At 59.4% G+C, this 26,064-nt stretch carries 27 protein-coding genes; 17 read left to right on the top strand and 10 right to left on the bottom strand.

Annotation, left to right across the window (positions count from 1 at the left end; genetic code table 11):
- The first annotated feature begins 78 nt into the window (after positions 1–78).
- From ACJSDX_RS07675 to ACJSDX_RS07710, 8 genes are all read left to right on the top strand, one after another.
- Complete coding sequence (locus ACJSDX_RS07675; protein ID WP_048811867.1) at positions 79–243, top strand: DUF1328 domain-containing protein; 165 nt, start codon at positions 79–81, stop codon at positions 241–243.
- 75 nt (positions 244–318) lie between these two features.
- Positions 319–732 carry a hypothetical protein gene (locus ACJSDX_RS07680; protein WP_407994202.1) on the top strand — a complete coding sequence of 138 codons (414 nt, stop codon included), beginning with the start codon at positions 319–321 and terminating at the stop codon, positions 730–732.
- 114 nt (positions 733–846) lie between these two features.
- Positions 847–1,479 carry a response regulator gene (locus tag ACJSDX_RS07685; RefSeq protein ID WP_309564886.1) on the top strand — a complete coding sequence of 211 codons (633 nt, stop codon included), beginning with the start codon at positions 847–849 and terminating at the stop codon, positions 1,477–1,479.
- A 108-nt stretch (positions 1,480–1,587) separates the two neighbouring features.
- Positions 1,588–2,010 carry a response regulator gene (locus tag ACJSDX_RS07690; protein WP_407994203.1) on the top strand — a complete coding sequence of 141 codons (423 nt, stop codon included), beginning with the start codon at positions 1,588–1,590 and terminating at the stop codon, positions 2,008–2,010.
- A 147-nt stretch (positions 2,011–2,157) separates the two neighbouring features.
- Positions 2,158–3,588 carry a cytochrome ubiquinol oxidase subunit I gene (locus ACJSDX_RS07695; protein ID WP_407994204.1) on the top strand — a complete coding sequence of 477 codons (1,431 nt, stop codon included), beginning with the start codon at positions 2,158–2,160 and terminating at the stop codon, positions 3,586–3,588.
- A gap of 3 nt (positions 3,589–3,591) precedes the next feature.
- Positions 3,592–4,599, top strand: coding sequence for a cytochrome d ubiquinol oxidase subunit II (gene cydB, locus ACJSDX_RS07700; RefSeq protein WP_407994205.1), 1,008 nt, complete (start codon positions 3,592–3,594; stop codon positions 4,597–4,599).
- Positions 4,586–4,735: a DUF2474 domain-containing protein gene (locus ACJSDX_RS07705; protein WP_309564882.1), complete on the top strand. Its 150-nt coding sequence runs from the start codon at positions 4,586–4,588 to the stop codon at positions 4,733–4,735. The genes cydB and ACJSDX_RS07705 overlap by 14 nt, the downstream gene beginning before the upstream one ends.
- 162 nt (positions 4,736–4,897) lie before the next feature.
- Positions 4,898–5,212, top strand: a complete 315-nt coding sequence (locus tag ACJSDX_RS07710) for a DMT family transporter (RefSeq protein ID WP_407994206.1) — start codon at positions 4,898–4,900, stop codon at positions 5,210–5,212.
- 28 nt (positions 5,213–5,240) lie between these two features.
- On the opposite strand, the gene speG is transcribed toward ACJSDX_RS07710, so the two are convergent.
- From speG to ACJSDX_RS07725, 3 genes are all read right to left on the bottom strand, one after another.
- Positions 5,241–5,813, bottom strand: coding sequence for a spermidine N1-acetyltransferase (gene speG, locus ACJSDX_RS07715; RefSeq protein ID WP_407994207.1), 573 nt, complete (start codon positions 5,811–5,813; stop codon positions 5,241–5,243).
- A gap of 106 nt (positions 5,814–5,919) precedes the next feature.
- Positions 5,920–6,786, bottom strand: a complete 867-nt coding sequence (locus ACJSDX_RS07720; RefSeq protein ID WP_407994208.1) for a TraB/GumN family protein — start codon at positions 6,784–6,786, stop codon at positions 5,920–5,922.
- A gap of 15 nt (positions 6,787–6,801) precedes the next feature.
- Positions 6,802–9,033 (bottom strand): YgiQ family radical SAM protein, encoded by a 2,232-nt coding sequence (locus tag ACJSDX_RS07725; protein WP_407994209.1) that lies wholly within the window; start codon positions 9,031–9,033, stop codon positions 6,802–6,804.
- A gap of 91 nt (positions 9,034–9,124) precedes the next feature.
- On the opposite strand from ACJSDX_RS07725, the gene ACJSDX_RS07730 reads away from it, so the two are divergent.
- Complete coding sequence (locus ACJSDX_RS07730; protein WP_407994210.1) at positions 9,125–10,396, top strand: OmpP1/FadL family transporter; 1,272 nt, start codon at positions 9,125–9,127, stop codon at positions 10,394–10,396.
- 36 nt (positions 10,397–10,432) lie between these two features.
- Here the strand turns inward: ACJSDX_RS07730 and ACJSDX_RS07735 are convergent, their stop codons facing one another.
- The 4 genes from ACJSDX_RS07735 to ACJSDX_RS07750 form a co-directional block, all read right to left on the bottom strand.
- Positions 10,433–11,056: a hypothetical protein gene (locus ACJSDX_RS07735; RefSeq protein ID WP_407994211.1), complete on the bottom strand. Its 624-nt coding sequence runs from the start codon at positions 11,054–11,056 to the stop codon at positions 10,433–10,435.
- Between the two features lie 3 nt (positions 11,057–11,059).
- Positions 11,060–11,578 (bottom strand): hypothetical protein, encoded by a 519-nt coding sequence (locus ACJSDX_RS07740; protein WP_407994212.1) that lies wholly within the window; start codon positions 11,576–11,578, stop codon positions 11,060–11,062.
- Between the two features lie 18 nt (positions 11,579–11,596).
- A complete protein-coding gene (locus ACJSDX_RS07745; RefSeq protein WP_407994213.1) occupies positions 11,597–13,264 on the bottom strand; it encodes a GGDEF domain-containing protein in 1,668 nt (555 codons plus the stop codon).
- Positions 13,265–13,571: 307 nt separating this feature from the next.
- On the bottom strand, positions 13,572–15,779 hold the full coding sequence (locus tag ACJSDX_RS07750) for a heavy metal translocating P-type ATPase (protein ID WP_407994214.1): 2,208 nt from the start codon (positions 15,777–15,779) through the stop codon (positions 13,572–13,574).
- A gap of 134 nt (positions 15,780–15,913) precedes the next feature.
- On the opposite strand from ACJSDX_RS07750, the gene ACJSDX_RS07755 reads away from it, so the two are divergent.
- The gene (locus ACJSDX_RS07755) at positions 15,914–16,105 is read left to right on the top strand and encodes a heavy-metal-associated domain-containing protein (RefSeq protein ID WP_309564873.1); all 192 of its coding nucleotides are present in this window, start codon (positions 15,914–15,916) and stop codon (positions 16,103–16,105) included.
- A gap of 28 nt (positions 16,106–16,133) precedes the next feature.
- Here ACJSDX_RS07755 and ACJSDX_RS07760 read toward each other — a convergent pair whose 3' ends face one another.
- Both ACJSDX_RS07760 and ACJSDX_RS07765 read right to left on the bottom strand, forming a co-directional pair.
- A complete protein-coding gene (locus ACJSDX_RS07760) occupies positions 16,134–17,501 on the bottom strand; it encodes a multicopper oxidase family protein (protein ID WP_407994215.1) in 1,368 nt (455 codons plus the stop codon).
- The gene (locus ACJSDX_RS07765) at positions 17,501–18,898 is read right to left on the bottom strand and encodes a TolC family protein (RefSeq protein WP_407994216.1); all 1,398 of its coding nucleotides are present in this window, start codon (positions 18,896–18,898) and stop codon (positions 17,501–17,503) included. The genes ACJSDX_RS07760 and ACJSDX_RS07765 overlap by 1 nt, the downstream gene beginning before the upstream one ends.
- Before the next feature lie 11 nt (positions 18,899–18,909).
- Here ACJSDX_RS07765 and ACJSDX_RS07770 point away from each other — a divergent pair, with 11 nt between their 5' ends.
- Positions 18,910–19,164, top strand: a complete 255-nt coding sequence (locus ACJSDX_RS07770) for a hypothetical protein (protein ID WP_407994217.1) — start codon at positions 18,910–18,912, stop codon at positions 19,162–19,164.
- 113 nt (positions 19,165–19,277) lie between these two features.
- Here the strand turns inward: ACJSDX_RS07770 and ACJSDX_RS07775 are convergent, their stop codons facing one another.
- Complete coding sequence (locus ACJSDX_RS07775) at positions 19,278–19,643, bottom strand: hypothetical protein (protein WP_407994218.1); 366 nt, start codon at positions 19,641–19,643, stop codon at positions 19,278–19,280.
- 102 nt (positions 19,644–19,745) lie between these two features.
- Between ACJSDX_RS07775 and aat the strand changes: the two genes are divergently transcribed.
- From aat to rpsA, 6 genes are all read left to right on the top strand, one after another.
- Entirely contained in the window at positions 19,746–20,441 is a 696-nt protein-coding gene (aat, locus tag ACJSDX_RS07780) for a leucyl/phenylalanyl-tRNA--protein transferase (protein WP_407994219.1), read from the top strand.
- Complete coding sequence (locus tag ACJSDX_RS07785) at positions 20,438–21,196, top strand: arginyltransferase (protein ID WP_407994220.1); 759 nt, start codon at positions 20,438–20,440, stop codon at positions 21,194–21,196. Before aat ends, ACJSDX_RS07785 begins: the two co-directional genes overlap by 4 nt.
- Before the next feature lie 182 nt (positions 21,197–21,378).
- Positions 21,379–22,260: a prephenate dehydrogenase gene (locus ACJSDX_RS07790; RefSeq protein WP_407994221.1), complete on the top strand. Its 882-nt coding sequence runs from the start codon at positions 21,379–21,381 to the stop codon at positions 22,258–22,260.
- 2 nt (positions 22,261–22,262) lie between these two features.
- Entirely contained in the window at positions 22,263–23,552 is a 1,290-nt protein-coding gene (aroA, locus tag ACJSDX_RS07795; RefSeq protein WP_407994222.1) for a 3-phosphoshikimate 1-carboxyvinyltransferase, read from the top strand.
- Between the two features lie 24 nt (positions 23,553–23,576).
- On the top strand, positions 23,577–24,266 hold the full coding sequence (gene cmk, locus ACJSDX_RS07800) for a (d)CMP kinase (protein ID WP_407994223.1): 690 nt from the start codon (positions 23,577–23,579) through the stop codon (positions 24,264–24,266).
- Between the two features lie 84 nt (positions 24,267–24,350).
- On the top strand, positions 24,351–26,060 hold the full coding sequence (rpsA, locus tag ACJSDX_RS07805; RefSeq protein ID WP_407994224.1) for a 30S ribosomal protein S1: 1,710 nt from the start codon (positions 24,351–24,353) through the stop codon (positions 26,058–26,060).
- Positions 26,061–26,064 lie beyond the last annotated feature (4 nt).

The following is a 26,064-nucleotide window of genomic DNA, read 5'->3' on the forward strand; positions in this document are numbered from 1 at the left end:
CAGTGGCTGTCTGCTAATTCCGGGCCGATCAAAAGCCTACAGTGTAAACCGTACACCGAACAACCAAGGAGAAAAATAATGTTGCATTATTCCGTGATATTTTTCGTGATCGCGCTGATTGCAGCTTTTTTCGGCTTTAGCGGTATTGCGGCAGGTGCGGCAGAAATTGCCAAAATCCTGTTCTTCGTTTTCCTGATCATCACCATCGTGTCGCTGGTTGCCGGCATTTTCCATAAACGCTGACCAACTGCTCGATATCCACCAGGAAAATAGTCCAGATTCACCGAAATCCCCCCATAGACAGTATTGGAGCACGACATGTTCAACAGCAACACACAATCCGAGATTAAAGACCAAGCCTCCGAGTTGGCGGGAACCGCCCAGGAAGCCTTGAGCGATAGCGCCAAGGCCGGCAAGGCCTCCGTTCGCAAGCTGGGGCGCAAACTGGAAAGCAAGGCCCGCGACAGCAAGAAAGAAGCGATCGCATTGCTGGAAAGCCTCAAGGACGTGCTGGACCCGGATGCGCACGGCAGCGCCACCGAGCATGTCATCCAGCAGCTCACGGAAAACTTCTCCGACTGGTCCGAGTCGCTGGACAAAGAACTGTCGCAGGTATTGAAGAGTAGCCGCATCCAGTCAAGCAAATGGCTGCGTAAGCGCTCGTTGCTCACATTGTCGCTTGCCGTGGGAGCTGGCGTCCTGGTCGGATATGCCTTGAGCAAGGACGATTAATACATTGTCCATGTCGACCTCATGGCATGGTCTTGAAGATGGCTTGCGGATACCGGCAAGCCATCTTAGTATCCATAAAGAATGACCAACCAATAATAAGGATCGTCAGCACACATGAAAAAGATATTATTAGTTGATGACCACAATATTGTCCGACAGGGATTGCGCAACCTCATCGAGCTGGAATCCGACCTCGAGGTAGCCGGCGAAGCCGCGTCCGGGCTGGAAGCCATCAAGCTGGTCAGAAGTAACCAGTATGATGCCATCGTCATGGACATCGCCATGCCCGACAAGAATGGCGTGGATACCCTGCACGACTTGCGCCATGTCGCACCCGAACTACCGGTATTGATCTTGAGCGGCTACGGCGAGGAGCAATATGCGCTTAACCTCATGCGCAGCGGCTGCAAGGGCTATTTGTCCAAGGATGCCGATTCGGACGAGATCATCAAGGCGATCCGCACCGTCGCCAACGGCAAGCGCTACATTTCGGCGGAACTGGCCGAGCTCATGACCAACGAGCTGAGCAACCCTTCGGAAAAGCTTCTCCACGAAACCCTCTCCGACCGTGAGTTCCAGGTATTCTTCAAGCTCGCGAGCGGACTGAGCGCCACTGAAATCGGTGAGGAACTCTGCATCAGCGTGAAAACCGTCAGCACCTACCGTACCCGCATCATGGAGAAAATGAGCTTGAAGACGAACGCGGACCTCACCTACTACGCAATCAAGAACCAGCTGATATCATAAGCATGGCTGCCGTCAACGTAAGAAGATGTAGGATTAAGGCGGATGGCACCCCCCCTTGCTGCCCGATAGAATTCACAAGCAATGATTTTTGAGCCTATGAATACCATCATGAAAGAAAGCCGCAGTGGTGTGGAGCCGGGTACTAGAGCAATGAAAGTGTTGCTCGTCGAGGATTCGCGGCTTTTGCGCGAAACGATCATGGACATCTTGTCCGACTGTAGGGGCTTGTCCTTCGAAGGGGTCGCGCTGAGCCAGGATGAAGCCATTGCGCAGCTTTATGAGCAGCCCTATGACTTGCTGCTGGTGGATATCGAGCTGGCCCAGGGCAATGGCTTCGAAGTGATCAAGGCCACGCAGCGGCCGGACTTCCCCTTCCCGCGCCCGGCCTACCTGATCCTCACCAATCATGCCTATCCGCAATACCGCCAAATGGCGAATGAATTGGGCGTGGACCACTTTTTCGACAAGTCCATGGACTTCGACCTTGCCATCGAGACGATAGAAGCCCAGGCAGCGCGATTTACCGCATAAGCCACCGTTACAATCTGTGATGGTGTTTATTGATGAATCTGGGCCTGTTGAGGCAAAGGGGCACACAGTAAGCTAGCAGTCTTGCGTTTCAGGCACCGTTTACCAAGCGTGCCTGCAGGTTGGTTATCAAGGAGTCAGAACACCGCCATGCCAGACATCTCAGCGCTCGACCTAGCGCGCATCCAGTTTGCCTTCACCGTCTCGTTCCATATCATCTTCCCGGCAATCACCATCGGCCTTGCCAGCTACCTGTTCGTGCTCGAGGCCATGTGGCTCAAAACCGGACGCGAAGTGTACAAGGACCTTTACCACTACTGGCTGAAGATATTCGGCGTCAATTTCGGCATGGGCGTGGTGTCGGGGCTGGTCATGGCCTACCAGTTCGGGACCAACTGGAGCGGCTTCTCCGCCTTTGCCGGCAGCGTCACCGGGCCCTTGCTTACCTACGAGGTGCTCACCGCCTTCTTCCTTGAGGCCGGATTTCTCGGGGTGATGATGTTCGGGTGGAGCCGGGTCGGGCCAGGACTTCACTTGCTTTCAACCGCGATGGTGGCATTGGGCACATTGATTTCAGCCACGTGGATTCTGGCATCCAATAGCTGGATGCAGACCCCGCAAGGCTTCGAGATCGCGAACGGCATCGTGGTGCCGGTCGATTGGTGGGCAATCATTTTCAACCCTTCTTTCCCTTACCGCCTGGTGCATATGGGAATTGCCGCTTTCCTGGCGACCGCCTTGATGGTGGGCGCGGCCGGGGCGTGGCACCTGTTAAAGGGACAGACAACCGAAGCGACGCGCACCATGCTGTCGATGGCGATGTGGATGCTGGTCGGCGTTGCCCCGCTGCAGGCGGTAGTCGGCGATTTCCACGGCCTGAATACGCTCAAGCACCAGCCTGCCAAACTGGCTGCCATCGAGGGACACTGGGAGCATCATGAAGGCGGCGTGCCCTTGTTGCTGTTCGGCCTGCCGGACATGGGGGCGGAAACCACGCGTTTTGCCGTTGGCATCCCGCACCTGGGCAGCCTGATCCTCACGCACAGCTGGGATGGCCGGGTGCCGGCGCTCAAGGATTTTCCTCCTGAAGACCGCCCCAATGCCAGCATCATCTTCTGGTCTTTCCGCGTCATGGTCGGGCTGGGGATAATGATGATCGCGCTGGGCCTATGGAGCGTATGGCTGCGTTACCGCGGCAGCTTGTATACTCACAGGGGTTTCCTGCGCATGGCATTGTGGATGGGCCCTGCCGGCGTGATTGCCATCCTGGCGGGCTGGTTCACCACGGAAATAGGACGCCAGCCCTGGGTGGTTTATGGCATCATGCGTACCGCTGATGCGGTTTCCAACCATGATATATCTTCCCTTGCGGGTTCGTTGGCCTTGTTTGTCGCAGTCTACTTTTTTGTGTTCGGCATTGGGATCAGCTACTTGATGCATCTTATGCGCCTGCCCGTTCGGCACGGGTCGCCGGAACCCGAAGGCGGTCCGGGCCAGCCAAGGCAACCTATGCGTCCGCTGTCTGCCCCCGACGCCTCTTTCTCGCTAGAATCGCAATCGCATAACGCTAAGGAATCGTAGTAGATGGATTTTGATTTACCAATGATATGGCTGGCGGTGATCCTGTTCGCCATCGCAATGTACGTGATCATGGACGGGTTCGACCTCGGGATCGGCATCCTCTTCCCGTTCGTCAAGGATAAGCATGACCGCGACGTGATGATGAACACCGTGGCTCCCGTCTGGGACGGCAACGAAACCTGGCTGGTGCTGGGCGGCGCCGGCCTCATGGCGGCCTTCCCGCTGGCGTACGCGGTGGTGCTGAGCGCCCTGTACCAGCCGATTATCCTGATGCTGCTGGGGCTGATTTTCCGCGGCGTGGCGTTCGAGTTCCGCTTCAAGGCGCCCGAGCGCGAGCAGGCGTTCTGGGACAAGGCCTTTATCGGCGGCTCCGTCACTGCGGCATTCTTCCAGGGGGTGACGCTAGGCGCCTATATCAACGGCATCGTGCTGAGCGGCAACGCATTCTCCGGCGGCGCATTTGACTGGGTCAGCCCGTTCTCGCTGTTTACCGGGCTGGGCGTGATGGTCGCCTATGCCATGCTGGGCAGCACCTGGCTCATCATGAAGACCGAGGACAAGCTGCAGCAACGCATGCTGCAAATCACCCGCCCTCTGGTAGGGCTGGTCGTGATAGCGCTGGCGGGCGTGAGCATCTGGACGCCGCTGGCCCACCCGAGTATCGCCGAGCGCTGGTTCAGCCTGCCAAATTTCTACTTCCTCTCCTTCGTGCCCGTGCTGGTCGCCATCAGCCTGTATTCCCTCATGCGCGAACTCAAGTCGGGCTACGACCGCCAGCCCTTCATCGCCGCCTTGATCATTGTGCTGCTGGGCTTGTTTGGCCTGGCGATCAGCATCTGGCCGCAGATCATCCCGCCGCACGTCACGATCTGGGAAGCCGCGGCGCCCCCCGCCAGCCTCAAGTTCGCGCTGGTCGGCACCCTGGCCATCATCCCCGTCATCCTGGCCTACACGATCTGGTCATACCGCGTCTTCAAGGGCAAGGTGCGGCACGGCGATGGCTACCACTGACCAGGACAAGGCGCGACCGGCCTGGATCAAGCGCCTGCTCTGGCTCGCCTTGATCTGGGCGGCCAGCGTCACGGCAATGCTGGCCGCCGCCTTTCTCATGCGGCTTTTCATGCAGGCCATCGGCCTGCATTCCTGAACGGCGGTATTTCCCGGCCTGGTTTGACAGCCGTGCCGGGACGTGAAAGAATCAGTTCATGTCTGTCGCTGGCGGTATTCTCAGCCAACGCTCACGTGATGGGGACGGCCCCATCATGCTCCACGATCCCGGGACGGCCCGAGCTGCATGAAAGGGTTGCATATGTCCTGGATATACCTGTTGCTGGCCGGTGTGTTTGAAATCGGCTTCACCACCTGCCTGAAATTTTCCGAGAGCTTCAGCAGGCCTTTGCCTTCGATCGGCTTCCTGGTGTTTACGATCCTGAGCTTCTTCATGCTTACCAAGGCGCTGGAAGGCATCCCGCTGGGAACCGCCTATGCCATCTGGACCGGCATCGGCGCCTGCGGTACCGCCGTAATCGGCATCTGGCTGTTCGGCGATCCGGCCGGCACCTTACGCATCATGTTCCTGCTGCTGTTGATCGGCTCCATTATCGGCCTGAAGCTCGTATCGTAACGGTGTTGCAACGAGGAGGAAGGCAGGATCAGTAATCCTGCCACTCCCTCAAGACCGAGGCATCCACGGGCGCCGGCCCGACATGGCGCAGGTAATCGTCCTGCAACAAGCGCATGCGCAAGGCATCCCGGTAAGAGCCGTTGGAGAAGAACTCTTCCTTCAAGTGCCCTTCCACCTCGAAGCCGCAGGTTTCATAAATATGGATCGCCGCCTGGTTGTCCGTGTCCACGACCAGGTACACCTTGTGCAGGTTCAGCACGCGGAAGGCATAGCCCACCGCAATGCGCGTCGCCGACTTGGCAAGGCCGCGGCCCTGGTAATCGGGCGCGATGATGATCTGGAACTCGGCGCGCCGGTGGATGTAGTTGATCTCCACCAGCTCGACCAGCCCTGCCAGCTCGCCGTTTTCCAGCTCGATAATGAAGCGCCGCTCGTTCTGGTCGTGAATGTGCCTGTCGTACAGGGCGACCAGCTCGTCATAAGCTTCGTAAGGCTCCTCGAACCAATAGCGCATGATGGTATCGTTGTTGTTGATTTTGTGTACGAAATGCAGGTCGTTGCGCTCCAGGGGGCGCAAGTTGATGCGGTCGGGCATCGCCATAATCAATCCATATGCATTATGTGGGATAGCTTGATTATAGCGCGCCTGGAATGTGAACAAGCGCTAGACAAAATGCCAAGCAAGCGCAAAGCTAATGAGGCATTGGCTATTTGACGGGAGACACGTTAAAGCCTGAGCGGTTGAGCAAATCGATGACGCCGCCCTCTCCAGGCAAATGCGCTGCGCCGACAGCCACGAATACCGGCTGCCGGTCGGCGGCAGCGGCAATGCGCTCAGCCATGCGCACGTTGCGCTCGTCCAGCAACTTGACGCGCAGCTTTTCCCACAGCCCGGCAGGCAGGTCATCCGCCGTCAGCTCGGAATCCAGCGCGGCCACTTTATCCAGATCGCCGGAAAGATAAGCCTGTATCAGCAGTTCGAAGTCTTTTTCCTTTTGCTCCTGGCTACGCTTGAGCACGCTGCGCAATATCTGCAACTGCTCTTCCAGCTTGATGCTTTCCAGCGCGGAAAAATGCTCCTGCGGCGTTTCCAGCGCCTCGACGGCCTTGCCTGCGCGTTGCGCCTGCAGGTAAAGCTGCACATCCAGGGTATAGGGAGACTGCGATACGGGCAGGTCGAACACCATGGACAGCAGCCACGGCTTCATGCGCAACGCCATGTCGCGCGGCAGGCCGTGAAAATCGGCAGCGGCATAGACTTGCTCCAGCTCTGCCTCGGTCAACAGCTGGGCCAGGCTGCCCTGCATATAGTAAGGCGAGACGTCATTGGAGGGCAGCACCTCCATCATGAACGATTGCGCAGACTCAAGCGCCGCAATGACGGGCTCTGCCAAGGTCGTCACCCTGGGATCGTCCACATGGATGGTGCCGAACAGGTAGCTGACAGTGCCGTTGCCCGCCTGCACCTTCCACAGCATGCCGTCGCCAGCCGCCATGGCGACGGCGGACCACAGGCAGCAGGCGGAAAAAAAGCCCCGCAAGAGCAAACTTGTGAGGCTTAAGAAAGTACGCATCCCCGTCATGCAGCTTTACGGACGGCCAGGCTTCCTGGCAGGCCTGCCGGAATGCGAAGCGGCAGGCCGCTTGCCGGCGACAGGCGCGCGGCCCGCCGGGCGTGGCGCAGCTGCTGCAGGCTTGGCCGCGCGGCGGCTGCCGTTGGTCTTGGCCTGCTCCTTGGGCAAGATCGGCTGCCAAGCAGGCACCAAGTGCTTCTTGCCGTTGCCGATCAGGTCTTCGCGGCCCATTTTCTTCAATGCCTCGCGCAGCATCGGCCAATTGTTGGGGTCGTGATAGCGGATGAAGGCCTTGTGCAGACGGCGCACGCCGCCCGCCTTGGGGATCGGCACGTCTTCGCTGTCGTGGGTCACCTTGCGCAAGGGGTTCTTGCCCGAATGATACATGGCGGTCGCCATCGCCATCGGCGTCGGGGTGAAGGTCTGCACCTGGTCGAGCTTGAAATCGTATTTCTTCAGCCACAAGGCCAGGTTGAGCATGTCTTCATCGGTAGTGCCCGGGTGCGCCGCGATGAAGTAGGGAATCAGGTATTGCTCCTTGCCCGCCTCGCGCGAGAACCTTTCGAACATTTCCTTGAATTCGTCGTAGGCGGTCATCGCCGGCTTCATCATCTTGCTGAGCACGTTCTCCTCGGAATGCTCGGGCGCAATCTTGAGATAGCCGCCGACGTGGTGCTGCACCAGTTCCTTTACGTATTCCGGCGATTTCACGGCGAGGTCGTAACGCAGGCCGGAACCGATCTGAATGCGCTTGATGCCGGGGATCGCCCTCGCCTTGCGGTATAGTTGGATCAGGTGCGAATGGTCGGTGTTGAGGTTTTCGCAGATGCCAGGGAACACGCAGGAGAGCTTGCGGCAATTCTTCTCTATGGTCTCGCTCTTGCAGGCGAGGCGGTACATGTTCGCTGTCGGGCCGCCGAGGTCGGAGATGGTACCGGTGAACCCTTCCACCTTGTCGCGCACTTCCTCGATCTCCTTGAGGATGGAGGCTTCCGAGCGGCTCTGGATGATACGGCCCTCGTGCTCTGTAATCGAGCAGAACGTGCAGCCGCCGAAACAGCCGCGCATGATGTTGACCGAGAAACGGATCATCTCCCAGGCCGGGATACGCTCTCCCTTGTATGCCGGGTGCGGCGTGCGCGCGTACGTGAGGTCGTAGACATAGTCCATTTCCTTGGTCGTCAGCGGGATCGGCGGCGGATTCAGCCAGACTTCGCGGTCTCCGTGCCGTTGCACCAATACGCGCGCATTGCCCGGGTTGGCCTCGAGGTGCAGCACGCGCGAGGCGTGGGCGTACAGCACCGGGTCCTGGGAAACTTCCTCGAAGGCAGGCAGGCGGATGAACTGCCTGCTGCGCTCTGCCTTGGGCTTGTTCGGCTTGCGCACGATGGTGATGGCCTGCACGCCCGGCTCCAGGCCCTTGTTGGCCGCGGCGGCGGCTGTGGATGCGCATGACTCGCCGGTTTGCTCCATCGCCGGTTCCATTGCATAGGGATCCACCGGCTTGTCTATCTTGCCCGGGCGGTCCAGGGCGGTGGAAGACACTTCCTCCCAGCCTTCAGGCACGTGCTTGCGCAGGAAGGCGGTGCCGCGTATATCGGTAATCTCGCTGACGGATTCGCCCTTGGCGATGCGGTGGCTGATTTCGACCAATGCACGCTCTGCGTTGCCGTAGATCAGGATATCCGCCTTGGAATCGACCAGCACCGAACGGCGCACCTTGTCGGACCAGTAATCGTAGTGCGCAATCCGGCGCAACGAGGCCTCGATGCTGCCGATCACCAGCGGCACGCCCGGAAAGGCTTCACGGCAACGCTGCGAATATACCAGGACGGCGCGGTCAGGCCGTTTGCCGGCTATCGCGCCGGGGGTGTACGCGTCGTCAGAGCGGATCTTGCGATCCGCCGTATAGTGGTTGACCATGGAATCCATGTTGCCGGCGGTAATGCCGAAATACAGGTTGGGCTTGCCCAACGCACGGAACGGATCGGCAGAATGCCAGTCTGGCTGGGCAATGATGCCGACACGAAAGCCCTGGGCCTCCAGCAAGCGCCCCACCAGGGCCATGCCGAAACTGGGGTGGTCGATGTAGGCGTCGCCCGTGACCAGGATAATGTCGCAACTATCCCAGCCCAACTTCTCCATTTCTTCGCGCGTCATGGGTAAAATGGGGGCGGTGCCGAAGCGCTTGGCCCAGTATGGCCGATAAGCGCTCAGTAAACGTGGTGATTCCGGTCGTAATTCCATAGCGTCCGCATTTTACCTTGGAATACCTACACCATGATGAAAACACGCTAAAAATTTATAAATTCAACTGATAAATCAGGCAATTAATTCAATGACAACCAGTTTCATGCGCCTGAGGGCGCGACAAGCGGGCCGGGGTGCGACGGCCTTGTTATTCTCCCTGGCATTGCCGGCCCACGCCACCAACGGGTTCAACCTGATCGGCTTCGGGGCGGAATCGCTGCTCATGGGCGGCGCCGATGTGGCGGTAGCGCGCGACAGCTCCGCCATCAACACCAATCCTGCCGGGCTCGCCCAGGTCCAGGGCAAGGCGTTCGACGGTTTTGGCAGCGTGTTGCGCACCTTGGACTTATCGCATGCGGATCAACACGGCAGCGACGTGCATGCCTCCAACCGTTATACTCCCTTGGCGGGAGGCGGTTATGTGCAATCCCTGGAAAGCCTGCCATGTACGGCCGGAGTCGGCACCTTCGTGCAGGGAGGCGCCGGCGGCGTATTCCGCAACATCAATACCTCACAGAACGGCCAGGATAATTTCTCTGCCAAGTTCGGGATTGCCAAGATTGGTGTCGGCATAGGCTGCCAGGTGACTGAGCGGCTATCGCTGGGAACCACGGTAGGGTTCACCTACGCCAGTATCCAACAATCGCTTTATCGCGACTCCCCCGGCATTGGCGGCATCAAGCTGGAAGATGCCGACGGCATACGCCCCAACTTCAAGATCGGCCTGCAATACAAGCTCAGCCCCACATTGACCCTTGGTGCGGCTTACACGGAAAAAACCAAGCTGCCCCTCACCGGAGGGTCGTTCTCGCTCAATGCCGGGGCCCAGACATTCCATTACGACGACGCCAAGCTGGACGGTTTTGCCACTCCCAGGGAAGTGGCGGTCGGCCTGGCATGGAAGCCCGAGGCCGATTGGTTGCTCGCCTTCAAGCTCAACTGGATCAACTGGTCCGAGGCGCTGAAGTCCACCACACTGACCGCCCGCAATCCGGACAGCGCATTTGCGCCCTCCCAAATCACAAGCAGCAACCGCATGGATTGGCATGACCAGGTGATATTGGCGCTGGGACTCGCCCACGAACTGAATGACAAGACCACGCTCTATGCCGGATACAACTACGGGCGCAATCCCATGCCCAGGGCGTCCACCACGCCGTTCATCGCTGGCATACTCGAGCACCACTACACCTTTGGCGCCGCCTACAAGTTCAGTCCCGAATGGACGTTCACCGGCGGTCTGGAGTACTCCCCGGTGGTGAAGGTCAACTACAACAATAGAGAGCTGCCATTCGGCGATGCCCAGCTGCGGAACGAGGCCCTGTTCCTGCACTTCATGCTGAGCCGCCGCTGGCAATAGGCATCAGGCGCGTTTGCCGCGCCCGATGCCGGGGCCTTACTTCTGCTCCAGCTCGATGCTGGAGTCGAAACCAAACACCTTGCCCGCCCAGATGAACACCACCCAGACCAGCACCCCGAACGGCAGGTAGCCGAAGAAGCCGAGCAACGGCATTTCCGCAAAAATGTGGATCACGTCGACATAGGGAATGTTGTAGATCCAGTAGTTGGGATTGGTCTGCAATTCAGGCAACGGATGCGCGCTGCCGTAGTTCCATACTTCCCAGAAGAAACCGTTGAACAGCGAAGCCAGCGCCACCAGGATCATCGGGGTCCAGTTGCCCTGGGCCAGCGCGCTGACCGGGTTCCAGATATTGAGGCGCATGAGTATGCCCGCCACCACTGCGAACGGCCCGATCCATACCACCCAGAACAATGGGTAAGGCAGGAAGGTCATGAGGAAAATCAGCGCAAATCCGCCCCAGATCAGCAGCCAGGCAGGCAATGCCAGCTTCGGGCCCTGGCTGTAGCGGCTAGCCAGTTTGGGACAGGTCTTGAGCAACGTGTACCATTCAAAGATGGCGGGCCACACGGTGGTGTAGGCGATCAGGAACAAGGCCACGATCAAGCCGTGCGACAAGCCGGGAATGTGCGTATTGGGGTAATACCAGTTCCCCAGCACGAATTAGTCGTAATACTCGAAGAACAGCCAGCCGAATACCGATACCAGCGCACTGATGGCGAAGGTTTTCGGCTTGCTGGACAGCAGCGAGACGCCATTGTTGCGCCGGTAGGTCCAACCATCCAGCACCAGGATGAAACCCCACCACATCGGGCTGAAGGCATAATAGACCAGGTTGCCGAATGGCGTGACGCGCGCCCACATCAGCCACCAGAAGAACAGGGTGAATGCCGCACCGATCCAGAACCAGAGCGGGAACGGCTTTTTAGCGGGCTTAGGTGCGGGCGGGACCGGCTTGAAGCCGAACCAGCCCGGGAACAGCAGGAAAATGCCGAAGGCGATTTCCACCAAGGCAATGACGATGAATATCGTCGGGTTGAAGCCCGGCACGGGTTGGTCGTAATCCGGTGGGAATACGCCGAACCCCGGCGGCAGATGGGTATCGGGATAGGCAAACCATGCAGCGATCAATGGCAGTGCCAGACAGACCAGCACGGGCCAAAGCAAAGGCCATTTCTTCATTTTTTATCCTCCTTGTGATCAAACGGTTGTCGTTGTTTTTCTCGGATGTTGCTCGGCACTACGCTGGCGTTCACGCTTCTGCGCATACATGCGCGTGTCCGCCAGATACTTGAGCATGTTGCTGTCACGGCTTTCCATGGCATGGGCGATGCCGTAACTCATGCCCGCAAACTCGAACCCCTGCTTCCGCAGCATATCGATAGACCTCGCCAGGCATGCCTCCAGCTTTTGCACATTGCCTTGCGGACTGGTAATCGCAAACTCATCCCCGCCGATCCGATGCAGGACGCCCAATTTGCCGAGCGCTTCATTCACCGTGTAGGCAAAAGAACGTAGCAGTTCGTCGCCGCGCTTGTGGCCGTAGTTGTCGTTGTAGAACTTGAGGCCGTCGATATCAATGAAGACCAGCACGCCGTCGACCGGCAGCGCGGACAACTCCTGGTCCAGCGCGTAACGGTTGGGCAGCTCGGTCAGGGCATCGGTATGCGCGATCTTCAGGTGCCGTTTCGACAGCGTCAAGGCATGCTCCTTTTCATGGTTGAGCAAGGCAAACTGGCGCGCCAACACCAGGGCCAGCAGCACCATTTCGACCGTCACAGCCAGCATTCCCAGGTGCTCTATATAGAAAGTCTGCGATCCGCTCACGCGCGTATTGGTGATGGAATACGCGCCAATCACGAAAAAGGCCGAAATCGCGCCCAGGTAGTATTTCGCGATCAGGTTCCCCCGCCATGCCTTCCTGATTCCAGCCGTCAATCCATACAGCATGATCATGCCGACCCCGACCCGCGCAAGCTCCAGCGAAATATTGGGCCAGATCAGGGCTGCCGGAATGAACAGGGCGAGCAGGAAAATAATGCCGTGCCCCAGCCGGCACAGCTTGGAATCGGAATACCTGCGCAGCTCGAGCAGGTAGATCACGAAATAGACATAGGCGATATTGGAGAACAGGATGGGGAAACTGATCAGGTAAAACCAATGCACGCCGAACAAGTCGGGCAGGATCAACAATGCGGTGCCGTTGTAGAAAATGTTGCCGAGGATGAACAGGGCGTACATGCGGTCCGTTGCCTGCTTGCGGATATAGCCCAGGGCGGCGTAGTAGATCGCGAGGATCAGCATGGCGCCGTACGACACCAGTACGACGGCGTTGCCGAACTTGATCGACTGCTGGTATTCCGGGAGCGTGGCGATGTAGGGCTGCGGATGGGCAAGGAAAAACGGCGCGCTGACCTCGCTCACCAGTTCGTAGCGCCCTGCCGGCAGCATGATGTCGCGCCCATGGCGCAGCATGTAGGGGTTGGCGACGCGGGATTGTATTCCGCCTTTGAGCTCCGCCACCTGCTCCCCCGCGGCATTATAGATATGGTGGGTAAAATGGCCGATGACGCTGGAGCTGTCGAAATCGATGACGTAATGCCCAGCCTCAGCCAGGTCGAATGCAGCCTTGTAGATGAAATACCCGCCGGTTTTGGCGGGGCTGGCGACAGGTTTCAATCGGTCCTGTTCGTGCCATGCCTCTTTCGAGCCGTCATGCTCGACGGCTTCATACCACGTGCCGCTCCCTGCCAACGGTTGGGCGTGTGCCAATAGCACTTGGCACGCCAACAGGCATGATAACAGCCAGCGCATAGTCCAGCGCTTGATCGGCATGGCTTTCACCATCAATGGCATGAACGCAACCATTCCCTCCCCTGAATGAAGCTGTATGAACCGGCCGACCCGAAGGCCTCCATGCTTGGCTGAGCATTCTACAATGCTGCCGCCGACCCCAGCATAAAAAGTTTTACCGGGCCTTGCCGATCCATACGCATGAACTGAGCGTTTGAGGCGGGCGCCTTGGCGGCGGACGCACTTGCATCATTCAGCTAATTTTTATTAAGTATCGAATACCGGATATCCGATTCCGGCATTGAATCACACCCTAAAAGCGCTATCCCCCCCATGAAGCAGTTCAAGCAATGGAACTCAAGCAATTATCCACAATACCGGGTCAATCGCCATCACCCCCTGAACGCGCCATTCCTGCAGGCCGCCAGCGCCGCAACATCAAGGCGTTGGTGACCACGCTGGCCGAGCTCAACGCCATCGCCGCACCAGCCACCACGGGGTTCAGCAAGCCCATGGCCGCCAGCGGGATCCCCACCAGGTTGTAAATGAACGCCCAGAACAGGTTCTGCCGTATCTTGCTGTAAGTTCGGCGCGAAATCGAGATCGTATCCGCCACCAGCAATGGGCTGCTACGCATCAAGGTGACGGCTGCGGTATGCATCGCGACATCCGTCCCGCTGGACATGGCAAAGCCAATATCCGCCGCAGCCAGCGCAGGCGCGTCATTAATGCCATCTCCGACCATGGCCACCACCCTGTCCCGTTGGCGCAAACCCGTCACGACTGATGCCTTGGTATCAGGCAACTGCTCTGCGTACACCTCGTCAAGCTCCAGTTGCCGGCTGATGCGCTGCGCGCTGGCCGGGTTGTCGCCAGTCAAGAGCAACACCCTGATGCCGAGCGCGTGTAGATGCTGTATCGACGCCGCCGCCTCGGACTTGAGCTCATCGCCGAATGCCATGAGGCCAAGCAGCTCAGGCTGCCCGACGTCGTTATCCGCAGCGAGCCAGGAAATGGTGTACCCGTGTTCCTGCAGAGACGCAAGCTCGGCTTGCATGCCTTCCGTCGATACGCCCGCCTGCTGCATGGCACGCTGGTTGCCCAGCCAGACGCGACGGCCATCGACCTTCGCCATCAGGCCGCTGCCCGGCAATGCCACGGCATCTGTCGCAGTGGCAGCCTCGATCCCTGCGGCTTGTGCATGCTCCAGTACCGCCACGGCCAACGGATGGTGGCTGCCCCGTTCCAGTGCAGCCGCCAGCCTGAGCAATTGAAGCTCCCGCCCCGGCATGCTGGCCACCTTGGCTACACGAGGCTTGCCCACCGTCAGCGTGCCGGTCTTGTCGAATGCCACCGTATCGATCCTATGCGCCAGCTCCAGCGCATCCGCATCCTTGATGAGGATGCCGTATCGCGCCGCGACGCCGGTCCCGGCCATGATGGCAGTAGGCGTTGCCAGCCCGAGCGCGCAAGGGCAGGCAATCACCAGCACCGCCACCGCATTGAGCACGGCTTGCTCCCACTGTCCGTCGTGCCATACCCACCCCGCTAATGTCAGTGCGGCAATCAGCAACACCAGCGGCACGAATACGGCGCTCACCTTGTCGACCAAGCGCTGAATGGCCGGCTTGGCGATCTGCGCATCCTCCACCATGCGGATGATGCGGGAAAGGGTGGTCTCTGCGCCGATCGCCGTCGTCTCCACCAGCAATACGCCATCCAGGTTCACGGCACCGCCTGTCACCTTGCCGTCCACCCCTTTCTTGACCGGCACGCTTTCGCCAGTGAGCATGGATTCATCAAGGTGGCTGCCCCCTTCGCGTATCTCCCCGTCCACAGGCACTCGCTCGCCAGGACGCACCAACACCATGTCGCCTACCATGACTTCGGTCAATGGCATATCCTGCTCGACGCCGTTGCGGCGGACGCACGCAGTATCCGGGCGCAATGCCTGCAATGCGCGTATGGCTTCGGTAGTCTGGCGCTTGGCCCGGTTTTCCAGCCACTTGCCCAGCAGGATCAGGGTGATGACGGCGCTGCTGGCCTCGAAATACAGATGCGCGGAGTGCTGCCAGAGCAGGTACACGGAAAGCCCGTAAGCTGCGGAAGTCCCGATAGCGACCAGCAAGTCCATGTTGCCCGAAAGATTGATCGCGGCCTTCCATCCCGCACGGTAAAACCGGGCGCCCAGCCAGAACTGCACCGGCGTTGCCAGCAGCCATTGCATCCAGCCGGGCAGCATCCAGTGCTGTCCCAGCAGCATTCCCACCATCGGCAGCACCAGCGGCAAGGTCAGCAAGGCGGCGATGCCGACCTTCCAGCCGCCCTGTATATCCTCGACAGGTGCAATGGGGGCGTCCGGCCTGATCAGGCGGGCCTGGTAGCCCAGCTTGGACACCGCCTGCTCGACCTGTTGCGCCAGGTCGGCGCCAACCGCTTCCACATGCGCTTTTTCGGTTGCCAGGTTGACATTCGCCAGCTGCACGCCCGGCAGCTTGTTCAAGGATTTCTCGATGCGCCCGGCACAAGCCGCGCAAGTCATGCCGGTAATGGCGAAATCCAGTTTTTCCAATGGTGGCTGCTTTGTCATCGCGGCAACTTCCTTATCATATCAATCTTGCACGGGCTTCTCACAAGACGAAGGCTTGACTTTACCATGCGGGAAAGGCGCATACTGTTGCGCCTGTATCCAACCAATCCTCAATTTTCAATCTGGAGCTTTTCATGCATACATTCAAGGTCAACGACATGAGCTGCAATCATTGCGTACAGGCGATCACCCAGGCTGCGCAGGCGGTCGACCCGCAGGCAAAAGTCACGGTGGACCTCGCGGAAAAGGCCGTGCATATAGACAGCAGCGCCGATATCGCCCGCTTTCGCGATGCGATCAGCGAAGCCGGCTACACGCCTGAATAGCGGCCGCATCAACCCGGAGGGCGTGACGCTAATGCCCTTCATGTCCGCCCGGCTTCCTGATATGCAAGGTATGCCCCTCGCCGTTTGCAGCGGGCGCCCTGCTCACCGGCACCCCGCTGGCGTCGACTTCGTGCGCCACAGTGCCGGGGGGATTCGGGTAATCTCCCGGATCGCTGTAATCTCCGGCCTTCAATCCCGCACGCACCTTGACCGCAGTAAACATGCCGCCCATGTGCATGTCCCCGAACTGGCCCTTGCCGCTCATCATCGGCAGGGTATTTTCCGGCAACGGCATGTCCATCTCGCCCATTTCCGCCATGCCGCTTTCCCCCATGGGCATGTAGTCCGGCAGCAGCTGCGTGATCTTGTCGACCAGCCCCTTCTGTTCTACGCCTATCATGGTCGGCACCTGGTGGCCCATGGTGTTCATGGTATGGTGGCTCTTATGGCAATGGAAAGCCCAGTCCCCCGGCGCATCGGCGACAAACTCGACCGCGCGCATCTGGCCGACGGCGATATCGGCGGTCACTTCCGGCCAGCGCGCCGCAGGCGGAACCCAACCGCCGTCAGTCCCCGTCACGGTAAACTCGTGCCCGTGCAGGTGGATGGGATGGTTGGTCATGCTGAGGTTGCCGACGCGTATGCGTACCCGCTCGTTCAGCCCGGCCACCATGGGGGCGACGCCCGGGAACACGCGACTGTTGAAAGTCCAGAGATTGTGCTCCAGCATGGTCGCCACCTTGGGCGTGTAACTGCCGGGGTCGATGTCATAGGCGTTGATGAGGAAGACATAGTCCCGGTCCACGCGCATGAAATCGGGATTTTTAGGGTGCGTGACCCAGAACCCCATCATGCCCATGGCCATCTGCACCATTTCGTCGGCGTGCGGATGGTACATAAAGGTGCCGGCACGCTTGGCCTCGAACTCATAGACAAAGGTCTTGCCGGCCGGGATCGCCGGTTGCGTGAGGCCGCTCACGCCGTCCATGCCGTTGGGCAGGCGCTGCCCGTGCCAGTGGACGCTGGTTGCCTCCGGCAGGCGATTGGTGACGTAGATGCGCACACGATCCCCCTCCACCACCTCGATCGTCGGCCCAGGGCTCTGGCCGTTGTAACCCCACAGATGCGCCTGCATGCCGGGCGCGATCTCCCGCACCACGGGTTCCGCCACCAGGTGGAACTCCTTGACGCCATCGCGCATGCGCCACGGCAGGCTCCAGCCATTCAAGGTCACCACCGGGTGAAAAGGCCTGCCGTTGCCAGGCGCGCGGGGCACCTGGGTTTCTGCGCTGCCCATGCTGGCAATTTCCGGCAAAGCCGCCATTGCCACCTTGCTGACCGTGCCTGCCGCCACTGCGACTGCTCCCAGCTTGAAAAAATCACGGCGATTCAACATTATTCTCCCCTTCCATTCGCATCCAGGGATGCCACGGGCCCCATGGTCGCCATCGTCAGCCCGGCGTCCGCGAGCCAGAAATCACGCACGGCATTGATATACCGGCTTACGCTGCTGACCTGCTCGCGCGCGTCCGCAAGCAATTCGAAGGCGCTGAGCAGCATGCCGTTGTAGCGCAGCTGGTGCTCTTGCAGAATGCGCTTGCGCAGCGGCACGATCTCGTCCTGAACATGGCGCGCAATTTCGTAGCGCACGCGGTACCGTGCATAGGCAGCCCGCACCTCGGTTTCAGCATCGATGGCTGTTTGTGCCGTACGCTCCAGCGCCTGCGTATAGATTGCCTCGGCGCGCTTCACGCGCGCCCTGCCCCAGTCGAACAGCGGCAGTTCGAAGCCCAGCGTGATGCCCTTCTTGTAAGCCTCGCCGCGCCGCCCCTCCAGCACGCGGGCCGGGCCGATATCCAGCACATTGATCAGGCGCGTGGTCTTGCTCAGGCCGAGCTGCTTGGCGAGCGCATCCACCTCGGCACGCATCGCCAGCAAGTCCAGCCTCTGCAGGAAAGCCTGCTGCTGTACCTGCAAAAGATCCTCCTCCTTGGCCGGCAAATCAGGCAGGCGCGGCGGCAGCGTGAATTGCTCGCTGTTTCCCAGCCCGATCGCACGCGACAACCGCTCGCGCGTCATGCGCTGGCGTTCGCGCGCCGCCGCGTACTCCAGCGCGGCATCGGCATAAAAGCTTTGCTCGCGCGCCTGGTCCAGCTTGCTCCAGTTGCCTTGCTGGTGCATGCGCCGCGCCAGCTCGGCCGCCGCTTCCGCCGCCTGCATCACCTGCGCGGCATACAGAGACGATTGTTCCGCGGCGACAGCCGCAACCCAGGCCTGCCGGGTTGCCTGCGCCAAGGCCAGCACCTGCAGGCTGACCTCGCGCTTGGCCTGTTCGAAGCGTTGCTGCTCCATGGCCTTGGCCTGCGGCATCGTCAGCAGGGAAAACAGGTTGAAGGTGAACGACTGTTCTATCTTGTAGTCGCCGTCATGGCGCGTGTACAGCATGGAGAAACGCGGATTGGGCAACCGCCCGGCCTGCACAAGGTCTGCTTCGGCAATACCGAGTTCGGCAAATCCGGCTTTCAGGCCCCGGTTGTTCAACAAGGCCAGCTGCACAGCTTCCTCGACTCCGAGCGGCTTTGCTAACAATTCCTCCGTCCGCTGCTGCGAAGAAACCTCTCCAGCACTATCCAAGGCCACGTCCTGTTTCAGGCGTTGGGCAACCGTGGAGCGTACATCGTCTATGCCGCCGTTGCGGCTGAACGTGGCGCAGCCGGCGAGCAGGCTAGTGACGATGGAAAGAGCAACGACGGGAAGGCAGGACACATATTGTCCAGGCAACAACTTGGCCATGATCATTCCCCATGCATGCGATGGTGGCCGTCATGCTGTCCGTCCCCGCGCTGTCCAGCATCATGTTGCGTAGCATGCTGATGCTGCTCATGGCCGGCATGGTCGTGGTGCATATCGTGTTCGGCATGCGGCTGCACCGGCGCGGCTGCGGCGCCCTGCTCGAATTTCTGGTATTGCCCGAGGACCGGCTCATGGCGCAAGGCCGGACTAAACTCAGTTTCAGCCTCTGCCGCCACCACGGGCAGGACAAGGCACAGGCAGCCTAAAGCTGACAAGGCTATATTGAATCGCATGATACTCTCCATTCATGATATGAAGCCTGCTTGATGCAAGCGGGCCATTAAAACCTTTGGCCGCAGAGGCAGCGGCCATGACGAGATCAGATGGAGGGCGGGATCGGCGGGCGCTGCCATTGCGCCAGGGCGGGCGGGAAATAAATCAGGCTTGACGCGATGTCCACCTGGCGAGGCGGCAAATCGGGCGTAGACATGCGGATGGAAATGGGCAATACGCTGAAGCATGACAGGCAATCATGGCAGTTCCTGCAATTGTCGCTATGCTGCTCATCATGCTGATACGCGCCGTCATCATGCTGCGCATGATCGTGGGTAGCATGATGCTGATGCGCCGCTGGCTGCGCTGTCGCAGGGGAAACATCAGGCAGATGCAGGCTGCTGCTGGCCGCCACGGTATCCGCGAGGAACATGGTCAGCAGCAACAGGATGATGGTGCGATAAAGGCGCATGGAAGAAAAATAGCACAATCAGGACATGCAGCAAAGCCGCAACTGCATTATGCTAATGCCCATCTTGACGATATCGCCACAATCCATCCCTCGTTAACCCCTATGAGCCATCAATACTACCGCTTGCCTGGCGGCCTGGTGCGGGCATTGCAGGCGAGTACCCCCTTTCCTCCATTGGAGGCTGCACTGCAGGAGCCCAACGGATTGATCGCCATTGGCGGAGAACTGACTGCCGAACGCCTGCTCAGCGCATATCGCCAGGGCATATTCCCCTGGTTCAGCGAAGGAGAACCCATACTGTGGTGGAGCCCGGACCCGCGCATGGTGCTGTTCCCCACTGAGTTGAAAATATCCAGGTCGCTGGCCAAGCGGCTCAAATGCCGGGATTATGAAGTCCGCTTCAACACAGCATTCAGCGAAGTGATCGCTGCATGCGCCGCCACCCCGCGCGCAGGCCAGGACGGCACCTGGATCACCGAAGGCATCATGGAGGCCTATACCGCGCTGCACCGGCTGGGCTACGCCTATAGTGCCGAGACCTGGATGGACGGCAAACTGGTAGGAGGCTTGTACGGCGTCAGCCTGGGCAGGATGTTCTATGGGGAGTCCATGTTCCACCATGCCACCGACGCCTCCAAGCTCGCATTCGTGCATATGGTGCAACGCCTCCAGGCCCTGGGTTGCGGCATGATCGATTGCCAGATGAAAACCCAGCACCTGGCCTCATTGGGCGCACGCGAGATTCCACGTGCAGAATTTTCACAACGGCTGCATGAATTGGTACACTACCCTACATGACATTGCCCGGCGAACAGCATCTGCATAAAATCCAGTTCTACGCTACCACGGCGTATTCCTGCGGTTACCTTGCAGATAAACCAGCGCAATCGCTGATTGCCACACCGCACCACCTGATTGACGCCCATGCCTACAGCGGCCTGATACAGCTCGGTTTCCGCCGCAGCGGCAAGTTTGCCTACCGTCCCCATTGCGAGACTTGCCACGCCTGCATCCCCGTCAGGCTGCCGGTCGCGGATTTCCAGCCCAGCCGCAGCCAGCGCCGGGCCTGGAAACAGCACCAGAACCTCTCCGTCGCCCTCATGGAACTGACTTTCTCGGAAGAACACTTCGCCCTCTATTCCGCCTACCAGGTCGCCCGGCACGAAGGCGGCTCCGGCGACCCGGAAACCGCGGAGCAATACCGCAACTTCCTGGTACAGAGCAATGTGGAAAGCCTGATGGTGGAATTCCGTGAAGACGGCGTACTGAAAATGGTCAGCGTCGTGGACATCGTGCGTGACGGCGTTTCCGCGGTCTATACCTTCTATGAAGCTGCCGACAAACACGCGAGCTATGGGACTTACAACATCCTGTGGCTGCTTGAATGGTGCGAAAGCCTCAACCTGCCTTACCTTTATCTGGGCTACTGGATCAAGGAAAGCCGCAAGATGGCCTACAAGCAAAACTTCCTGCCCCAGGAAGGCTTGATCGACGGCGAATGGCGCCCGATCCATGCAGAACAGCCTACTGAACAGCCTGAACAACAAAAATAATACTGCCTGCAGTGAACCAATTCCGCGTTCACCACTCCTAGCATTACTCCTTGTCATCTCCTGCAACCGGCGTTTTGTGCTTATCTGCCTTCGCACAAAACGCCTTGGTTGCCTTTCCCCATCCAGCTGATGACAGCCGGCATGTTACAATTGCGCTTTTAACTCCGCGCTTTATCCTCATCTTGAAAAAACTGCTTGTTTTCGGCGTCGGCCTGATTGGCGGCTCGCTCGCACTTGCGCTCAAGGCAGCAAACGCAGGCTGGCATATCACTGGCGTCGGACGCACAGGCGACAGCCTGCAGGAAGCCCTCACGCTTGGCATCATCGATGAAGCCGTGAGCGACCTCGCCGCAGCACTCCAAGATGCAGACGTGGTCATGATCGCCACCCCGGTAGCACAGATTGCCCCGATCTTGCAGCGTATTGCCCCCCACCTCGCAGACAAGACCATCGTCACTGATGCAGGCAGCACCAAGGCCGATATCGCCGAACAGGCACGGCACATCCTCGGCAATGCGGCATCGCGCTTCGTGCCCGGCCACCCGATCGCAGGCGCGGAGAAAAGCGGGCCCTCTGCCGCGCAAGCCACGCTATACCAGAACAAGAACGTGGTGCTCACCCCGGGCAAGCATACCGATCCGGCCGCGGTCCAGGCAGTGCGCGCGCTCTGGGCCAGCACAGGCGCTATCGTGCGCGAAATGAGCCCAAGCGGGCATGACACCGTCTTTGCCGCGGTCAGCCACTTGCCGCACCTGCTGGCCTTTGCCCTGGTGGACGAATTGGCCGCCCGCCCGGATGCGGACCAGTTCTTCGAGTTCGCCGCCAGCGGCTTCCGCGACTTCACCCGTATTGCGGGCAGCTCACCGGAAATGTGGCGCGACATCAGCCTTGCCAACCGTACCGCCTTGCTGCAGGAGCTGGACCGCTACCAGGCAGCTCTCGCCGATCTGCGCCACACTTTGGAACAATGCGATGCAGACGGCCTGCAAGCTACCTTCGAACGTGCCAGCCATGCCCGCAATGCCTGGGCCGGGCGCAACACATCCGCATCATGGAAGAATTAAGCATGAAAACCCTGACCCTGCCTGCCGCACGTCACGCCCATGGCACAGTCAAGCTGCCGGGCTCGAAAAGCATCTCCAACCGCACCCTGTTGCTTGCAGCGCTCGCGCAAGGCAATACCGAGATTCACGAGCTGCTCGCATCTGACGATACGCAACGCATGCTCGAAGCTCTGGACACGCTCGGCGTCAAACTGGAACAAACCGGCACTCACCAATGGCAGGTGGAGGGAACAGGAGGGCAATTCCCGGTCAAGCAGGCCAAATTGTTCCTCGGCAATGCCGGCACCGCCTTCCGTCCATTGACGGCGGCCCTGGCCTTGTCGCAAGGGGACTATGAACTGTCGGGCATCGCGCGCATGCACGAGCGCCCGATCGGCGACCTGGTGGATACGCTCAATGCTGCTGGCGCCGCCATCGAGTATCTACAGAACCCCGGCTTCCCTCCCCTGCTTATCCGCCCGGCACAGCTCGACACCAGCCAGGCGCTACGCGTGCGCGGCGACGTCTCCAGCCAATTCCTGACCGCCCTGTTGATGGCCTTGCCGCTCACGGGCCAGGAAGCCCGTATTGAAGTCGTCGGCGAATTGATTTCCAAACCCTATATCGAGATCACGCTCAACCTCATGCGCAGGTTCGGCATCGAAGTGCTGCGCCACGGCTGGAATGCATTCACCATCCCTGCCGGCAGCACCTACAAGAGCCCGGGAGTTGTCCAGGTCGAGGGAGACGCCTCCTCCGCCTCCTACTTCCTGGCAGCGGGAGCGATCGGCCACGGTCCCGTCAAGGTGGAAGGCGTAGGCCGCAACAGCATCCAGGGCGACGTGCGCTTCGTCGAGGCGCTTGAATTGATGGGGGCTACCGTCAGCACCGGGGACAACTGGATCGAAGTCCGTTCGACGCCCGGCAAGCTCAGGGCCCTGGACCTTGACTGCAACCACATCCCGGATGCGGCGATGACGCTGGCCATCCTGGCGCTGTTTGCCGAGAGCCCGAGCACCTTGCGCAATATCGCAAGCTGGCGCGTCAAGGAAACCGACCGTCTCACCGCCATGGCGACAGAGCTGCGCAAGGTCGGAGCGATTATCGAGGAAGGCAGCGACTATCTGCGCATCACGCCTCCTCCGGAACTGGCTCCCAACGCACAAATCGACACCTATGACGACCACCGCATGGCGATGTGCTTCTCGCTGGTCGCCCTCGGCGGCGTGCCTATCGTGATCAACGATCCGAATTGCGTCGCCAAGACCTTTCCTGATTATTTCGAGCGCTTTGCCATGCTGCTGCAAGCGTAAAACAAGATTGCTTTCGTATTTCCAATGACCGATATACCAACATCCGCCGTTCCCGTCATCGCCATCGATGGCCCATCCGCCTCGGGCAAGGGCACCGTTGCACAACGCGTGGCGCAAACCCTGGGCTATCACTACCTTGATTCGGGAGCCATTTACCGCATTGCCGCCCTTGCAGCACTCAGGCGCGGCATCAGCTGGCAGAATGAAGCCGCGCTGGCAGACATGGCTGCAGGCCTGGATATTCGCTTTTCTGCAGGAGAAATCTACCTGGACGGCGAAACCATCACCGAAGCGGTACGCACCGAACAAATCAGCCGTGGTGCCTCGGAAGTCGCCGTTCATCCGTCATTGCGCCGTGCGCTGCTCGACCTGCAGCAAAGCTTCCGCAAGGCGCCCGGCCTGGTCGCGGATGGACGCGACATGGCGACCGTAGTCTTCCCTGACGCCCAAACCAAGATATTCCTCACTGCCAGTGCCGAGGTCAGGGCGGAGAGACGCTATAAACAGTTGATAGAAAAAGGAATCCATGCTAATCTCGCGGAAATCTTGCAGGATTTGCAAACCCGCGATGCAAGGGACAGCCAACGAGCCGTTGCGCCATTGCAAAAAAGCGAGAACGCGAGGTTGCTGGAAACCAGCGACCTTAGCATAGACCAGGCGGTCGATGCGATACTGGATTACAGCCGCGCTGACACTGGAAATCAAGTTTTGTAGTAGTACGAGTGCCGTGAATCTCACCGGTTCATGGTTTTTTTAATTTGACCCGCTGCACGGCGGGATTATCTGGATATTTTTTTAATGGCTAACCTTTCAACCACAACCTCCTCCATGGAAAGCTTCGCAGCCCTGTTCGAGGAAAGCCTGGCTCGCCAGGAAATGCGCTCCGGTGAAGTGATCACCGCCGAAGTTGTCTCCGTCGATGACGACTTCGTTATTGTCAACGCCGGCTTGAAGTCGGAAAGCGTGATCCCCGCTTCCGAGTTCCGCAACGACCGCGGCGAACTCGAAGTGAATGCAGGCGACTTCGTCAAGGTCTGCATCGAATCCCTGGAAGATGGTTATGGTTCCACCAAGCTGTCGCGCGAAAAGGCCAAGCGCCTCGCGGCATGGCAAGACCTCGAAGAGGCAATGAACGAATCCCGCATCATCAAGGGCATGGTCAATGGCCGCGTCAAGGGTGGCTTGACCGTCATGGTCAACAGCATCCGCGCGTTCCTGCCAGGCTCCCTGGTTGACCTGCGCCCTGTCAAGGACACCACTCCTTTCGAGAACAAGGAATGGGACTTCAAGGTCATCAAGCTCGACCGCAAGCGTAACAACGTTGTGGTTTCCCGCCGCGCCGTACTGGAAGAAACCATGGGCGCCGACCGCGAAGCACTGCTCGAATCCCTGAAGGAAGGCGCAGTGGTCAAGGGTATCGTCAAGAACATCACCGACTACGGTGCGTTCGTTGATCTCGGCGGTATCGACGGCCTGCTGCACATCACCGACCTCGCATGGCGCCGCGTCAAGCACCCATCCGAAGTGCTGACCGTAGGTGAAGAAGTTGAAGCCAAGATCCTCAAATTCGACCAAGAGAAGAACCGCGTTTCCCTGGGTATCAAGCAATTGGGCGACGATCCATGGGTTGCTTTGGGCCGCCGCTACCCAGTCGGCACACGCCTGTTCGGCAAGGTGACCAACCTGACCGACTACGGCGCATTCGTTGAAATCGAGCCAGGCATCGAAGGTCTGGTGCACGTTTCCGAAATGGATTGGACAAACAAGAACGTTCACCCTGCCAAGATCGCTCAACTGGGCGACGAAGTAGAAGTGATGATCCTGGAAATCGACGAAGACCGTCGCCGTCTGTCCCTGGGCATGAAGCAATGCCAGGCCAACCCATGGGATGACTTTGCTGCTTCCCACAAGAAGGGTGACAAGGTCAGCGGCCAGATCAAGTCCATCACCGACTTCGGCGTATTCATCGGTCTGCCTGGCGGTATCGACGGCCTGGTGCACTTGTCCGACCTGTCCTGGAATCAGCCCGGCGAAGAAGCGATCCGCAACTTCAAGAAGGGTGACGAACTCGAAGCCGTCGTACTCAGCATCGACGTTGAGAAGGAACGTATCTCCCTGGGCGTCAAGCAGCTCGACAGCGACCCGTTCAGCGCCTACACCGCACTGAATGACAAGGGCGCCATCGTCAAGGGCACCGTCAAGTCTCTCGAAGCCAAGGGTGCCGTGATTGCCCTGGACAACGAAGTTGAAGGTTATCTGCGTGCTTCCGAAGTTTCCCGTGACAAGGTAGACGACATTTCTACCGTACTCAAGGAAGGCGAAGAAATCGAAGCCCGCATCACCAACATCGACCGCAAGAACCGCTCCATCGCCCTGTCCATCAAGGCGAAGGATCTTGCCGATGAAGCTGATGCATTGCAGAAGTTCAGCAATGATGCCGGTTCCGCTGGCACCACCAACCTTGGTGCATTGCTGAAAGCCAAGCTCGACGGCAAAAACAACGAGTAAGGTC

The organism is Methylobacillus draconifructus (assembly GCF_045984355.1).
Classification (GTDB): domain Bacteria; phylum Pseudomonadota; class Gammaproteobacteria; order Burkholderiales; family Methylophilaceae; genus Methylobacillus; species Methylobacillus flagellatus_A.